Origin of the sequence: Chitinophaga rhizophila (assembly GCF_019492185.1) — a bacterium.
GTDB lineage: Bacteria > Bacteroidota > Bacteroidia > Chitinophagales > Chitinophagaceae > Chitinophaga > Chitinophaga rhizophila.
The window spans coordinates 1,059,304-1,074,096 of the sequence record NZ_JAICCF010000004.1 but is presented as its reverse complement, the minus strand read 5'-3'; the positions used below and the strand labels follow the sequence as shown (position 1 = coordinate 1,074,096).

Below are 14,793 nucleotides of genomic sequence, written 5' to 3'. Positions count from 1 at the left end.
GATGAACAGATTAATGTTGCAAACGATTGTTAAACACGAAATAAAATTATTAGTGAGGAACAAGGTACTTGTGTACCTGTTCTCAATTATATTTTTTATGTTGCTCTCTGCCCTATGGATCGGAAGTAGCATGTATAAGAAGCAACTCAGCACCATCCGGCAGATTAAGGCGTACGACAAAGAGATCACTGATAGTCTGAGGGAGCGAATTACGCGTATTGAGAAGGAGGACATGATTTATCCGGGCTTTATATGGGATGATCCGACGTTTGCATATAATACAGCAAGAAATGAAGGTCCGCAGTTTGCAGTAAAGCAACCCTTTTCTCTTCAGGCACTTACTGTCGGACAAAGCGATCTACAGCCCTTCTATTACAAAGTTAACATTACCCGTAAGCAATATCTTACCTACGACGGAGAGATTGGAAATAGCTTTTTGCAATTTATAGGAAACTTCGACTTTGCCTTCGTAGTAGTTTATCTCTTTCCTTTGTTGATCATTGTTTTTACTTACAATGTGCTTTCCTCGGAGAAAGAACAGGGTACCTGGGTATTGCTAAAGACAAGTAACCAGTCATTAGGACGGCTGATTACTGCCCGAATAGCTATCCGGTACCTGTTGTTCATCATGTTTTTCTGGATGATTGTTACGCCGGTATTAGTACTATTAGTTGGCGTAGATTTTTTCTTCACTACCAATTGGTGGTGGACGGTTATCTGTGTCTCGTTGTATTTTTCATTCTGGTTTGCCTTGTCTATGTTTATCAATAGCTTCTCCTTCAGCTCTACTTTAAACGCAATGACGCTGATCTTTATATGGTTGTTCACGGGAATCATTGTTCCAAATCTGCTCCAGATAGGTCTCAATAAAATATATCCTATTCCCAGTCGTATATCGATGGTTACCGAAGAGCGCAATGCACTGAATCAGTATTTTGAGAAGGATGGTCAGACATTAACTAAAGAAGTTTTCAATAATCCACGTACTATGATCCGGCAGGCCTCTATTGTAACTCCCGGTATGGTGTATGGGTATGGCGTCATTGTTTATAAAAGCCAGGAAATCAAGGATGCAGCGGCAGCTGTGGCAGAGCGAAAGCTATATGGACAAATTGAGCGGCAGCAAAATGCTATTCAGCGGTTACAGTTACTTAGTCCAGCGTTGTTGCTCCAGGAACAGCTTTCAGCATTTGCAGGTACACATTGGCGGCAGTTTAACAAGTTTAGCATTGACGTGGATACATTCAGGAGAGAGACGCAACGTTTTTATTTTCCTAAGATGGCAGAAGAGTCAACATTCAGGTCTTTTACCCTGAAAGATGTAGATGCAATACCCAGATTCAATCCTAAAGTGTATGCAGATTATGGCTGGACAGATATTCCGGCGCTGGTACTCACATATATAGGTGTTACTGTAGTGTTACTATTGACAGCATATAAGCGTCTGCTTGCCATCGTGAAATAATAAGTAACCGCCAAGACAGTCCTGCCGGGCGGTTACTTTCCATGCCAGTTTATTCCTGGATTGTCGGTACAGAAGGAATTTGGTCAGTATTTGCCAATCAACCATTATTATAAAGAATAAGAATTGATACTTCTTTTCCAATCGTGAAATGATGCCGCTTCCGCTAATTTGTACAATATGTACTACAAAGGGTTCGTGTATTCTGCGCAGTAAATTATCGAAGCGATGAATGGTAACGATATCGAAATCATCAGCGTATCTATTGACAAAAGCGCTGCTGACTGGAAGAAGGCTAACGATACATAGAAATTTCCATGGCATGGTTTGCTTGATAGTAAAGACCTGGTCAATGCCTACAGTGTCAAAGCTATTCCTGTGATGTTCCTGCTGAAAAGTACTGGAACCGTCGTAAGAAAAAATGTAGACCTGTAAGATGTCAGAGCACAAAGTTGCAATAATATCAACCCTATCACCACAGCAGCCGGCTTCCAGTCAGGAAGCCGGCTGTTCTTTTTATAGGATACAATAGGACAGTTCCTCCATATTTATAGAATAATTTCTACTTCAGCCGAGGTGCTAATGCTGGTGTTAACCATAGCATGCCCACGGACAGTTACCCGTCTTTCAACCCAACTTCCACGTATGAAAGCTTACACACCAATATGGTTATTCCTGACATTTTTTATAATTTTCTTTTCAGTACCTCAGTTGCTGGCACAACATCCGGTTATACCCATGTCAGTTAGCGAGAACAGTACTCCTAACGCATTCCCATTAGTAATAAACAAGAAGACTGCTGCTATAATCACAGATTCACAGGATGCTCCCGTAGTTCAGTTAGCAGCCACCGCATTGAAACAGGATATACAACTGGTAACTGGTTCCAGTCCGGAAATTGATACCACAGGAGTAGTTCGCGCGCAGTGCGTCATTATTGGTACACTGGGACAAAGTCAACTTATTGGCAAATTAGTCCAGGCCGGGAAACTGTCCATTGAAGCAATCAGGGGTAAATGGGAATCTTATCTGCTGACAATCGTTAAGAATCCTTTCCCGGGTGTACAACAGGCGCTCGTCATTACCGGCAGTGATCCTAGAGGCACGGCCTACGGTGTATTTGAACTCTCCAAAATGATAGGTGTTGTACCGTTCCATTGGTGGGCAGACATTCATCCCGAACGTCGCAGGGCCCTATACGTCAGTAATGGTACATTAACTGTAGGAAGTCCTGCCGTTAAATACAGGGGCATATTCCTCAATGATGAAGACTGGGGGCTGCAGCCCTGGGCGGCTACCCGGATGGATACTGTAATCAAAGACATTGGTCCTGTTACTTACGAGCGGATCTTTGAGTTGTTATTACGCCTGCGCGCCAATTTTATCTGGCCCGCTATGCATGAATGTACCAAAGCCTTTTACCACTACCCAGACAATCCTAAATTGGCAGACCAGTATAGTATCATTGTCAGTTCTAACCATTGTGAACCCATGTTGCGCAGTAACCCTTTTGAATGGAAGGTAAACTTTGAAAAGGAATACGGCGTTAGCCCGGGAGAATGGCGGTACGATACCAATAAGTCGAGGATTTATCGTTACTGGAAGGATAGGGTACAGGCTTCCGGGAAATACGCGGCTATTTATACTGTTGGGATGCGTGGTATTCATGACAGCGGACTTCCCGGTCCGAAAGACAAAGCAGGCAAGATTACACTTATGAATGAGATTATAGCTGACCAGCGCGATATGCTGAGAGAACAGTTCGGCGATGCTACTGCCCGCCAACAGATCTTTTGCCCTTATAAGGAAGTGCTGGACCTTTACCAGGCAGGACTGAAGCTGCCGGAAGATGTGACAATTGTATGGCCCGACGATAATTTTGGTTATATCAGACAATTGTCTACGCCACAGGAGCAGCGACGTAGTGGTGCAAGTGGCATTTATTACCATATCTCCTATTGGGGCGCGCCACATGACTACCTATGGCTGAGTACTCATTCACCTGCTTTGATCTCCTACGAGATGACCAAAGCCTTTCATTTTGGCGCTGACAGGTTCTGGGTGGTCAATGTGGGCGATATTAAACCCAATGAAATGGAAACCCAGTTTTTCATGGATCTTGCCTGGAACGTCGGGAAATGGTCGCCAATGCAAGCGGCAAAGTATAGCTATAGCTGGGCAGCCGAAATATTCGGAGAAGAACAGGCAGCTGCAATCGCAGGTATCAAGGATCGGTACTACCTGCTGGCGCAGCATGGTAAACCTGAACATATGCGTATGCTGCAATTTGATCCCATAGCCAGGGAGGAACGACTGAGGGCATATACACTATTGATCTACGACGTTGAACAGATTAAAAGACGTCTGCCCGTACGCTTACAGAGCGCTTTCTTTCAGCTGGTGGAATATCCGGTGAAAGGAGCCGCTTATATGAATCAGAAGGAGTTATATGCCCGTATCAGTCTGGAAAAAGAACAGATGAAAAATGTTCAGGAAGCACAATATTATTCCCGTAAAGCTGTAAATGCCTTTGACAGCATTCAGATTCTCACTGATTATTACAATCACAATCTGGAAAATGGCAAATGGAATGGTATAATGAGTGCTGCACCCCGTAAGCTTCCGGTATTCAACATGCCCCCTGTGGCAGGAGGTCCGGATACAACTACGGTTCCCAAGAACTTCCGCAAATACATCGACAGTATTCCTGGTACATTTATTCATACCCCGGACACGGCAGCTGTTCAGCTAAAGGAGGCCACTTCCTATATTGCTTGCAGGCATCTGCCGGGTGATAGTATCAAAAGGATGCCTGGACTGGGTGTCGGGGGCGCAAGTGTATCCCGCTATCCATTCACCGGACAATCATTCAGCGAAGCATCCTATCAAGACGCACCATATACGGAGTACCGGGTATCCCTGAGCGCCGGTGCGCACATCGTATCTCTTCAATGTCTGCCTACTCAGGCCATTCATGCAGGACGACGCCTGGGTATGGCTATTACTATTAATGGGCAGCCTCCCATATTTGCAGATATTAATCACCAGGAGGAAGACCGGCTGTGGCAGGTAAATGTATTGAGGGGATATGCTGAAGCAACAGCGCCTGTGACAATTACCTACTCAGGTACTGCTATTATCAGGGTGTACCTGCTGGATACCGGTCTTGCGCTGAATCGCCTGATTATTACCCCAAGGTAATTGACCATCTGTCAATAAATAACGTGAGCAGACGCCAGTCTGCCGCTACGGAGTCACCTCCATAGCGATGTATAGCGCCTGCTTCGTCTGATTGTTACATTTCGGGGAATCAGAATAAGTATGTTACATGCACCATTGCCCTGTTGCCCGCCTTTACACGCATACCGGCCAGCTCCTGCGATAAAACCGGCTGGTAGTTAACCCCTGCTGAGATGATGCCTGCGCTGACTTCCGCCCCACAGGTAGCTATCAGTGAATATCCCCCTGAGACATCTACGCTGTATTTATTACTTTCCTTGTCTTTTGCCGCCTGTTCATAAAGGATACCTGCATTAGGTGCGGCTGTTAGTTTTTCCGCAACCCTGAACTTGTAATATGCCAGCAGGTTAGCGGTAAACTTGTTCCCATAGCGATATGCATATTGGTTGCTGGTGTTCATCTTGTAAGCCAGATTCGCATTAATGCCTGCATCCATCAATCGTATATCATACATGGCGTTGAACGTAAAATCGGTACTCGCTGTACCCAGCTGGAAATTATTAGGCGTATCTTCATTCTCCTTTCTTTCGGAAGGTTCATACCTGCCGGTAGGCGCTTTAATACCGCCGCCCAGCCAGAGTGAATGTACCAGTAGCTTATCTGCAACGGCATGCTGTGTATTGAACAGCTGATAATATCCGACTAATGCAATGTCTCCTAAGCCGGCTTTGTTCAGCCTTATGCCCTGGTTAACGCGACTATTGAAATTAACCGGTACAAAGCCAAGAATGCGGAAACGTTTACCAATATTCCATCCTCCCCAGAGTTCGGCTGTCTGATAGGTCTCATCTGTGGTCAGATAAGAGGTGGTACCTCCTGGTCCAAGGTGAGAGCGTAACGTCTTATACTGATATCTTATCCCTGCAAACCGCTTCCTAAATTCCGGCAGAATCCCAATATAATAACTGCCTACACCACATCCGCAGATATCACACGCATGTGTTTGCCCGGTCATGGTTATCAGGCAGATGATAGCAATGAAGATTTTTTTCATCCTGTAATATTTATTGTGCTTCTTCAGAGAAGCGTTTGTCTGTCACGAATATTCTGTCATTCAAAGTATTCAGAAACGCCAGCAGCAATTCCTGTTCTGCTTCGGTAAGCGGTATTCCTAACCTACCATTATTATTCAGCAAGGGGTCAAGTGTAGCAGATGGCTGTACTTCTTCCTTATAATGTTTCAGTACACCGCTAAGCGTATATAACCTGCCGTCATGCATGTAAGGTGCGGTATATGCCAGGTTCCGCAGACTAGGCACTTTAAACTTATACCTGTCTTCCGGTCTTAACGTGGCATCATACCGACCCTGGTCGTTATTAGGGCCTGCTCCAATGCCATTATTACGGAAGGACTGATCTGTAAATAACGGCTCCCGGTGACAGCTACTGCATTTCTGACTATAGAGGGTGTAGCCTCTCTGTTCCTGCTCAGTAAATGTTGCCTGTCCGCGAGTGACGCTGTCGTACTTTGACTGGTCGGTTACCAGCATCACCATAAACTGAGACAGGGCTTTCATCATCCGGGCGGTCGTTATCTCCGTAGTTCCAAATGCTTTTCTGAACATTTCCGGATAAGGCGCTGTATTACGCAGTTTGATGAGCACATTCTCTACTGTTTCATCCATTTCAACCGGATTGGTAATAGGTACTACAGGTTGCAGATCAAGATCGAATACCCCACCATCCCACATAAAAGTTGTGTTCCATGCCAGGTTCATGATAGGAGGGGAGTTACGACTACCCAGCCTGTCGTCTATACCGTGGCTGACATCATGCCCATGATGGGTGAATGCAGATGCCTGCAAGTGGCAGAATCCGCAGGAAACGGTATTATTCCTGGAAAGTCTGGGTTCATAAAATAGTTTCCTGCCCAATTCAAAGCCTTCTTGGGTAATAAGGTTGTTTTCCAGCCTGTAAGCGGCTGCCGGAAAATGAGGTGGTTTACTGAAACCGGTGAACGCGGCTATCTCCGATGCCCTGCTACAGGCTATGAGAAACAATCCGAAAACAATAACAATGATCCAATGTATTCTATGCATATGTCCTGTTCTTAGTTTTCGGTATGATCATGCCGGAACATGTTCACGTAATTGTCCGCAACCAACACGCTGAAATCGCTGAACATGACTGTCGGATTAGCTGCTATACTAACTGTCGTAGCGCCGTTAAACAGCTTCAGAATGTCTGTCATGAGGTGGATATTAGCCTGCCTGTCTGACCTGACCTTCGCTATTCCTCCTGCTGTCAGATCGATTGTTATCTTCCTGATGTTGTTGAGCGTAGGAGCGCTATACCCGCCAAAGCCTCCGATATGGTAACGGAACTTGTTTTGTCCGCTGGGATCTAATGGTGCAACACTAGATATACCTTCCATTTTAAAGAAGATGTATCCGCTATTCCAGCCCCAGTACATGCCGTCTTCCATGCCCCCCGACGGATCCAGTACTCCTGTGCGCTTGCTGATATCCATCGTGCTGCGTAGGCTGTCAACGCCCAGTGTAAAGCTGAGTGAATGGTAGTCTCCGGCAGGTACGTTCACTTTAATGAATTGAGATGCAGGATCGCTTTCTGCAACAATGAAGTAGGAACTATCCTGTGGTATCACATACTCACTTCCAGTACTATTTTTAACGCTGATATTACTGATAAAGTAGCGTAGCAGTGATATCTTAAATTCTTCACCAGCTGCGTTTTTGTAGACGCCCGTATTCAATTGCAGATTTTTATCACCAACAATGTTGTCAAACTGAATAGATAATACTGCTTTCTCCTGACCGTCAGGAGCAGGGGGTGTATCATCTTTAGAACATGCGTTGAGGCCTATTATGGTGATAAATGCCAGGAAGAATAGGTGATTAAATGTTTTCATAAAAAGAGTATTTAAATAGTAAAGGAATCTCCGTTCCGGCTACATTTCCTTTTCAAGAAAATGTGGTCGGTCAATGTAGATGAACAGGCTATTCGTGCCTATGTTCTCTACGTAATATTTAGAGGCAATAAGTGTCCCGACTGCTGTAGGACTGTACAGCAGTTAATATGCGATGCTTACGCTTACTTGTTAGGCAGCGTGCAGCTCGTATATGATGGACATAGAAATAATTTTCAGGGCATGCCCTGTCAGAAAGAAAACAGCAGAATAAGCTATGTGAAGCGCGCTATACGCACGGTGGCTGGAATATGGCAGATGCCTGATCTATAGGAACACCTATAGTGGTAGGTATGTTATAAGTTGCTGGAACACTTGTGTAATAGGCTACAGGTACCAGACATTCGGTGACAGATGGATAGAAGATTTCAGCTTTCAGCTCAGCGCGTTGTTCGGGATTTTCCTGCTCACGTTTATTCTCTTTGGCAAGCTGCTTTTTCAGCTGACATTTACCATTACATTGTACCTGTGGTTTATCCCTGTTGATGCAAAGATTCTTTGCGATGAACTCCTGATTCAGATAGAACTCAAACATCACCAGATAACGTCCTGAGAGCTGGCTTAACCAGATCAGTGTCAATAGGAATGTGATGAGTTGTTTCCGCATGGGTAATGAAGGAATGGAATGAGTTTGCAAAGCTATACATTAAATCCAAATAAAGCTAGTATTACCATTTATTTTCAGACGCACGTCATCAGATAACATAATCATCCGGATAGGTATACCTATGCAGAAGTTATAACCAGGCAGGAATACCCGGTTGTCTTTTCGTTCACTTTATATTGGTGTAAAAATAGTTGTGTCAGCAGTAAATAGTCGGCTGAACTATTAAAATATCATTGATGCTGTTGTTTTTATATACTATGGAACGTGTCACTTGTAACAACGTCCTGCCTATAACTTATAAAGCGGCACCATCTTACCCGGCAAAGATGCATATTTAAAATTATATCCGCCCGGGAAAAATAACCAGTCATATGCAGGCATGTTAATCTGAGAATATGCCTTCTATGTCATCCAACAAGGTACCCGGGAATCTCTTGACGGTCTGGCTACATTTACCATTATCTGGCTACCTGATAACGGTGTATGGAAGATGATAGTCAGTTTATATTGTAATCACGGTCCGATAACGCCGGCTACCATTAAGCCTATAAAGACCTCCCTTAGTCAGCCTGCCGGAAACTAAAAACATACATCTCATAGCAACAAGCAATAACCACTCGCTAATCAGACGATACGTTGGCGTCACGCCACCTCGCTAAACCGTTTCTTCGCAGCCCCAAAATGATAACATAAATTAAATAAATGCATCTTTGTTGCAAAATATATAGCGAGTACTTATCTTCGCCACCGGTTCAGTGCACGGAACCATGAACATCTAACACTTTATTAAATCATTTATGAATATTTTCAGGTCGGCTCGCAACCTGTTGTTGCTGAGCTTTGTCGCTTTTCTTTTTGCTGCTTGTGGTAAGGAAGATCCTATTGTCGATATGGGATACCTGCCGCCTGCTACATTGCCTGACTCCGTTACCATGAGCTACGGTACAATACTAACGCTTACGCTACCTGATGAATACAAGAACAGGCCTTATGTACACTTCCGGCTGGATTTCAAAGCTAATACCAATCTGAAAGTGAATAATACAGACTCTCTGCAGGCACTGCTGGCAAAGGCAATTACGGTTGATGCTGCAAATAGCCGCATCCGGATAGACGGCAGCAAGCTCTATCCGAACAATAATAGTTCAGATGCCAGTGGCCTCCGCTTGCCGGATGTATATTATGTTAGCCTCATTGCCGAGTCAACAGTTGGTCTGAAAGCTGTCAGGTCTGATGTTAAACTAAAAGTACTACCTGCTGCCCTGGGTATCAAAGAACTTTCAGCAACGGATCCTATACCGTATGGTTATTCTTTGTACAGTGATAACAAAGACATAATTTATACTGTCGATTACAATGGTTTAAGTCAGGCAGGTACTGTTTTAACTTATCATCAGAATGGCCGTCCTGACAGTCGTATCAGTCTGCAAGGCGACAAGATTGTGCTGGATAAAGACGCAGGTGACGAGCTAAAAAAGCATGAGTGGACATACGACCTGTTTGCTATCCTTACAAAAGATGGCTATACCGTTGCTACTAAACAGTTTCGCGCTGTTCTGATGCCTAAACCAAAGTTCCTCTATGGTACTTATTATCCGGAATATGATCTGACTATTGTGCAGAACAGTGTGGTGATCGCGCTTTGGAATGGGTACACATCTCCTGCGCCCGTGCTCAATCCTGAGAAATACAAAGGCAGTTTCAGAATATTGTCTATCAGCAAAGGAGGCACACCTTACAATGATAGTTATGATATCTTCAGTGTAGATAAAACTACTGGTAAGATTTCAGTAGCTGAAAATAGTATACTTGATGCAGGGGAGTACAAACTGGTAGTAGAAGCAACTACTACTGTGGGTATTACTTTGACGGCAGACTTTACGCTGGTCATGGAGTAGTTTTCAGGGAGAAGGAGGAGCGCATCGGCTGCCTCCTTCTCCCTGATTTTGTATAACAATCTTATAACGAATTGCGCAGGATCAATTTAAAAGGATTCTTCAGGCGATCCAGCTTCTTGTCAAGGATCATCTGGGCAGCGGTTGCGCCCATCTGCTCATGGTCGGTAGAGATGACGGTGATACCGTCTAATAGTATCTCTTTCAGCAATGTTTCGTTGTACGAAACAATACCTACATCTTTGCCAATCTTCAGCTGTTTGTTTCTGCAGATCTTCACAAGATTTACGAGATCTGTTTCTTCTATGATAATGTATGCTTGTCCTTTGGTGACCGGCGTATTCATTTCAATGCCTTCTATGATGGAGAAGTTAAAATCCTGCATGCGGCAGAAATACCTGAATCCCTTTTCGATTTCGGCAGGGTAGGGGGTGAAGCCAGGATTGACAAATACGAGGCTGCTATACTTCTTTAACGCAGGCAGCGCTTCATGCAGCGCCTCATAGATGTCCTTCTCAAAATTCTGGTATATAATGCCATAATGCCCCTTGAGTTCCTGTTTATCTTTATCCAGCAATATCAGCTGTTCCGATGGAATTTTCTTTAGTATCTCCAGCACCTTTTCCGGTTGCTCATAGAAATGTGGCATAATCACGTAGTAATCATAATCCCCCAGGTGATTGTTGATCAGATTTTCAAACAGCGCTACACTATGGTGATGTATATGCAGATCTACAAATACATCTTCTCCCAATGTTTTCACAAATGCGTTGTACACCTGTTTTTTATAATTGCTGATCTTGTTGAAAAGCAGCAGGATGCGTAAAGGAATGGCTACGTCCGTACGGTTGATAAAATAGCCTTTACCTTTCACAGAAATGATCACCTTTTTGTCTCTCAGTTCTTTGTAGGCTTTCTCTACGGTGCCCCTGGAGAGCAGGTATTGTTCACTCAGTTCATTGATAGAAGGAATCTGTTGGTCACGGGTCAATATACCATCGCGCACAGCGGCCATTATGGAATCCGCAATCTGCATGTAAACGGGAATTTTGCTGCTGGTATCTATTTGCAAGCCTTTCATTCCGGGAAAATAACAAAGAATCTGCAAACGGGAAAGAAGTTTCAGCGTTATGCTGTTTACTCCTGTTCAGCCAGTAATTCTACCCAATTGCCCTCCGGATCAAGTATAACGGCTTCATAGTAGCCATCGCCGCTGATTCTTGGTTCTCCTGCAATCGTATACCCTTCATTCCGCAGTTGGGCTACCATGCTGTCTACTTTGTGCCTGTTGCCAACTGTAATCGCCAGGTGTGCAAGTCCCTTGTTTGACCCGCGATCCGGCATGCCTCCCTGTATATCCGGTCTGTACATCAGTTCAATGCGGCTACCGCCCTGGTTGAATGTAATGAAGTAGGAGTAGAACTGCTTCACCGGATTCACATATCTTTTGTTGCAGGTTGTATCAAAATAGGTGAGGTAAAATTCGCGCATCTTTTCCAGATCGTCTACCCAGATTGCAAGATGATCAATATGCATGTGCTATGATTTAGGTTTATATAATGTGTACGCCGAGATTCCGGAATCCATTTAGGTCTGCGTGATCGCTTTCGAGATCTGTTATCATGATATCAAGGTCACTGAAACTTCCCACGCGAAAAGGTTCCACCTGGTGTAGCCGGCTATGATTCGCAAGCGATATCACGGTCTTCGCGTTGTCAAACATCGCCCGTTTTACATGAGCATCGGATGCTACGCTCGCAGATATGCCGGCTTTATCATCAACGCCGCATGTTCCCATCAGGTAAAGGTCTGCCAGATACATGTTTACTTCCTTGCAGGTTATAATGCCTGTACTCGTAGCTGTTCCCGGGTCGTAAGTACCGCCGAGTACGATGAGTTCTATATTTCTGAATCTGGATAACAACTGCACGGCAGGTATGTTATTCGTGACAATACGCAATGAAATGTCAGCTGGTAGTGCATCGGCGATGGCGCAAATAGTCGTGCCTCCATCCATGAAAATGGTCATACCATCTTTGATATACATCTTCGCCTTCATGGCAATAATGTCTTTTTCTTCCTGAAAGAAACGGCTGCGATCCTGGAAGGTAAGCGGATTTTTGGCTGGCAGCATAGCGCCACCGCGTATCTTCGACAGCAGGCCATTACGATATAATTGATCGATATCTCTTCGGATGGTATCTTCAGAGACCTGCAGTGATGAGGCTAGTGTTTCGTAGGTAACCTGTTCCTGCGCTTTCAGTGCATTTAAGATATAGTCAAAGCGCTGTTCCTTTATCATAAATTTACTTTGTAGCGGTCAATGGAGTATGCTGTTTCTTCAACAAATAAGCGACAGATATACCTGCCAGTAATACGGCGCAGCAGCCAAATGCCGCAGCAAGTGAGAAGTGATGCGCAACAAATCCCAGCAGGGCAGGACCTGCCAGTTGTCCGGCGTAACCTATTGTAGTAATAGCCGGAATGCTGATGGCCGCAGGAATCCCTGGTATGCTGCCTCCGTCGCTGAAAAATATAGGGACAATATTGGCAGCGCCTATACCCAGTAAAATGTATCCGGCAAGTACGAGTGGTGTCCAGGGACTGACTATCGCTATGGTTAAACCGATAGCCGCTAGTAAGCTACCTCCGGAAACAACTGTTTTGTTATTGAATCGCTCCACCAGACCGTCCCCTGCGAGGCGCATTGCAGCCATGGCAATGGAAAAGGCAGCGTAACCTGCACCGCTTAGTTCCTGTGATACACCCTTCGTGTCACGTAGGAATACGGCGCTCCAGTCCAGCATAGCGCCTTCAGCCAGAAAGGCCGAAAAGCACAGCATGCCAAGAAAGATTACGCTGCCCCGAAGCCAGAGAAACCTGTTCTCCTGGACCTGAGTTCCCGTTGCTGTGGAATATGTAGTTGAGACCTGCCTTTCCAACGTGCTATTGAAAAGTGATTTAAATTGACTGAACGTGATAATAATGAGCAGAATGGATACACTGATAGCCGCGTGTACCGGTTCCAGTCCGGCCTTGATCAAAAATCCAAGTCCTAATGATCCTGCTAGTCCGCCGATACTGAACAGGCCATGCAGGGAAGACATAATAGGCCTGCCATATAGATGCTGCACCTTTACACCATGGGCGTTCATTGCCACATCTATGGATCCTACGGCTGCTCCAAATAGCAACAGTGCTGCTGCCATCGGGACATATGTATCAATGATCAGCAACAATGGCAAAAGTATGGCCATCAGCATAGCTGCTGCTCCTATAACGACTCTGCTACCGAACCTGTTGATCAGGATGCCGGTAATGGGCATCATTACCAGTGCACCACAACCGAGAAACAGGAGTAAAAGACCGAGTTGCCCTTCATGTAATCCCAGGCGATCTTTCGCGTAAGGTACCATAGGGGCCCAACTGGCGATACCCAGTCCGCAGACAAGAAATATTAATTGTGTTGCCCGGCGGGCTCGTTTTAAACCTTGCTCTTCCAGCTGCATATGTTGATTACTATTGGTGCGTATTGCCTTCCCGGAACGTATGAACAGCAGCTTTGCCATTAATGACAGTAGTAAGGTCCGAGGACTCACATGACATTCATACCGGACCCTAAACAGGCGGTTTTATTCTTACAGTGCAAATGTATACAAATTTCCGGTTAATATGCAACAAAATGCAAATTTGCATATAATTGCAAATGTCAAAAGGCAGCTAAATGCAAACATGATACTACTGTAAACCAGCGAAAAAGTGTCTTTACGCTTCCTTTTATCATTTATTGTCAAAGCTGCAAATTTTGCAAAGAGGGCTGCATACTCGCCTTCCACTTGTCAACACCTGCTATTAAACGATAATAAAAACGGGACCAGTAGCTGCTACTGATCCCGTTCCATATTAAATATGAATGTCCCAATTATTTTAACAAACCTGATACACTTTTCAGTAAGTCATTATCAACTGTAATATACCCAGGATAATACACGCTTTTTCCGCCGATCTTAACAGATGGCTTAATCTTCAGTACGATAAAGCCATTTCCTTCCCGCGTAAGTATATCACCCAGTAACTTGTCAATGCCCTTCTCGTCCTTATTTACTCCAAACAGGTTTGCACCAAATCTGAATGGAATAGTAGCGCTGGAACCATTCTCCAGTCTCACGTCTTCATTTACTTCGCCCTCAACAAGCGGTTTGCCCTGAATCTCTATCAGATATTTGAACGAGCCGATATTAGCCACCTTGCCGGTAGGATTGCTGACTCTCATATTCACTTTAGCTTCCAATGGCAGGTCTTTCCTGATAATAGCAAAAGCTAACCCAGGCAGAGAGGTCAGCGCTGTATTGCCCTTTCCTATAAGACTCTCTGCCGATTTACCCGCAATTTTGAAGTCGGTAACTGATTGTACATCGTACTTGTAGTTTTTGAAATTCTCTACCTGTGCTGCAGGATTTAACATTCCACATCCGGAGATTACCACTGTTATGAAAAGTAACAGCGATAATGTTTTAATAAGCTTCATTCGGTCATTTTTGTGTGGGGCAAAGGTACTGTCAGAGATGGTTATTCGCAACGATCTGTCTGATGAAACGGACAAAATATATACTGAACCGAAATTATTGTGCGCCGTCCTCATTGTTCAGTATGCTGAAATCCA

At 44.6% G+C, this 14,793-nt stretch carries 12 protein-coding genes; 3 read left to right on the top strand and 9 right to left on the bottom strand.

Annotation, left to right across the window (positions count from 1 at the left end):
- The first annotated feature begins 1 nt into the window (after position 1).
- Both K1Y79_RS23805 and K1Y79_RS23800 read left to right on the top strand, forming a co-directional pair.
- Positions 2-1,465 (top strand): DUF3526 domain-containing protein, encoded by a 1,464-nt coding sequence (locus tag K1Y79_RS23805; RefSeq protein WP_220252695.1) that lies wholly within the window; start codon positions 2-4, stop codon positions 1,463-1,465.
- Between the two features lie 642 nt (positions 1,466-2,107).
- Positions 2,108-4,663, top strand: coding sequence for a glycosyl hydrolase 115 family protein (locus tag K1Y79_RS23800; RefSeq protein WP_220252694.1), 2,556 nt, complete (start codon positions 2,108-2,110; stop codon positions 4,661-4,663).
- Positions 4,664-4,772: 109 nt separating this feature from the next.
- Here K1Y79_RS23800 and K1Y79_RS23795 read toward each other — a convergent pair whose 3' ends face one another.
- The 4 genes from K1Y79_RS23795 to K1Y79_RS23780 form a co-directional block, all read right to left on the bottom strand.
- The gene (locus K1Y79_RS23795) at positions 4,773-5,696 is read right to left on the bottom strand and encodes a transporter (RefSeq protein ID WP_220252693.1); all 924 of its coding nucleotides are present in this window, start codon (positions 5,694-5,696) and stop codon (positions 4,773-4,775) included.
- Positions 5,697-5,706: 10 nt separating this feature from the next.
- Positions 5,707-6,741, bottom strand: a complete 1,035-nt coding sequence (locus K1Y79_RS23790) for a cytochrome-c peroxidase (RefSeq protein ID WP_220252692.1) — start codon at positions 6,739-6,741, stop codon at positions 5,707-5,709.
- Between the two features lie 11 nt (positions 6,742-6,752).
- Positions 6,753-7,571 carry an MbnP family protein gene (locus tag K1Y79_RS23785; protein ID WP_220252691.1) on the bottom strand — a complete coding sequence of 273 codons (819 nt, stop codon included), beginning with the start codon at positions 7,569-7,571 and terminating at the stop codon, positions 6,753-6,755.
- A 286-nt stretch (positions 7,572-7,857) separates the two neighbouring features.
- Positions 7,858-8,235: a hypothetical protein gene (locus K1Y79_RS23780; RefSeq protein WP_220252690.1), complete on the bottom strand. Its 378-nt coding sequence runs from the start codon at positions 8,233-8,235 to the stop codon at positions 7,858-7,860.
- A 797-nt stretch (positions 8,236-9,032) separates the two neighbouring features.
- Between K1Y79_RS23780 and K1Y79_RS23775 the strand changes: the two genes are divergently transcribed.
- On the top strand, positions 9,033-10,133 hold the full coding sequence (locus K1Y79_RS23775) for a hypothetical protein (RefSeq protein ID WP_220252689.1): 1,101 nt from the start codon (positions 9,033-9,035) through the stop codon (positions 10,131-10,133).
- 61 nt (positions 10,134-10,194) lie between these two features.
- On the opposite strand, the gene K1Y79_RS23770 is transcribed toward K1Y79_RS23775, so the two are convergent.
- From K1Y79_RS23770 to K1Y79_RS23750, 5 genes are all read right to left on the bottom strand, one after another.
- Complete coding sequence (locus K1Y79_RS23770; RefSeq protein ID WP_220252688.1) at positions 10,195-11,211, bottom strand: GntR family transcriptional regulator; 1,017 nt, start codon at positions 11,209-11,211, stop codon at positions 10,195-10,197.
- 56 nt (positions 11,212-11,267) lie between these two features.
- Positions 11,268-11,666: a VOC family protein gene (locus K1Y79_RS23765; RefSeq protein WP_220252687.1), complete on the bottom strand. Its 399-nt coding sequence runs from the start codon at positions 11,664-11,666 to the stop codon at positions 11,268-11,270.
- Positions 11,667-11,682: 16 nt separating this feature from the next.
- Entirely contained in the window at positions 11,683-12,432 is a 750-nt protein-coding gene (locus K1Y79_RS23760) for a DeoR/GlpR family DNA-binding transcription regulator (RefSeq protein WP_220252686.1), read from the bottom strand.
- A 4-nt stretch (positions 12,433-12,436) separates the two neighbouring features.
- On the bottom strand, positions 12,437-13,699 hold the full coding sequence (locus K1Y79_RS23755; RefSeq protein ID WP_220252685.1) for an MFS transporter: 1,263 nt from the start codon (positions 13,697-13,699) through the stop codon (positions 12,437-12,439).
- A gap of 353 nt (positions 13,700-14,052) precedes the next feature.
- Positions 14,053-14,658 carry a hypothetical protein gene (locus K1Y79_RS23750; RefSeq protein WP_220252684.1) on the bottom strand — a complete coding sequence of 202 codons (606 nt, stop codon included), beginning with the start codon at positions 14,656-14,658 and terminating at the stop codon, positions 14,053-14,055.
- Between the last annotated feature and the right edge of the window lie 135 nt (positions 14,659-14,793).

What these genes read in the sequence shown, in the direction of transcription:
- K1Y79_RS23805 (WP_220252695.1), top strand. Translation starts at nt 2, where the DNA reads ATGAACAGATTAATGTTGCAAACGATTGTTAAACACGAAATAAAATTA.
- K1Y79_RS23800 (WP_220252694.1), top strand. Translation starts at nt 2,108, where the DNA reads ATGAAAGCTTACACACCAATATGGTTATTCCTGACATTTTTTATAATT.
- K1Y79_RS23795 (WP_220252693.1), bottom strand. Translation starts at nt 5,696, where the DNA reads ATGAAAAAAATCTTCATTGCTATCATCTGCCTGATAACCATGACCGGG.
- K1Y79_RS23790 (WP_220252692.1), bottom strand. Translation starts at nt 6,741, where the DNA reads ATGCATAGAATACATTGGATCATTGTTATTGTTTTCGGATTGTTTCTC.
- K1Y79_RS23785 (WP_220252691.1), bottom strand. Translation starts at nt 7,571, where the DNA reads ATGAAAACATTTAATCACCTATTCTTCCTGGCATTTATCACCATAATA.
- K1Y79_RS23780 (WP_220252690.1), bottom strand. Translation starts at nt 8,235, where the DNA reads ATGCGGAAACAACTCATCACATTCCTATTGACACTGATCTGGTTAAGC.
- K1Y79_RS23775 (WP_220252689.1), top strand. Translation starts at nt 9,033, where the DNA reads ATGAATATTTTCAGGTCGGCTCGCAACCTGTTGTTGCTGAGCTTTGTC.
- K1Y79_RS23770 (WP_220252688.1), bottom strand. Translation starts at nt 11,211, where the DNA reads ATGAAAGGCTTGCAAATAGATACCAGCAGCAAAATTCCCGTTTACATG.
- K1Y79_RS23765 (WP_220252687.1), bottom strand. Translation starts at nt 11,666, where the DNA reads ATGCATATTGATCATCTTGCAATCTGGGTAGACGATCTGGAAAAGATG.
- K1Y79_RS23760 (WP_220252686.1), bottom strand. Translation starts at nt 12,432, where the DNA reads ATGATAAAGGAACAGCGCTTTGACTATATCTTAAATGCACTGAAAGCG.
- K1Y79_RS23755 (WP_220252685.1), bottom strand. Translation starts at nt 13,699, where the DNA reads ATGGCAAAGCTGCTGTTCATACGTTCCGGGAAGGCAATACGCACCAAT.
- K1Y79_RS23750 (WP_220252684.1), bottom strand. Translation starts at nt 14,658, where the DNA reads ATGAAGCTTATTAAAACATTATCGCTGTTACTTTTCATAACAGTGGTA.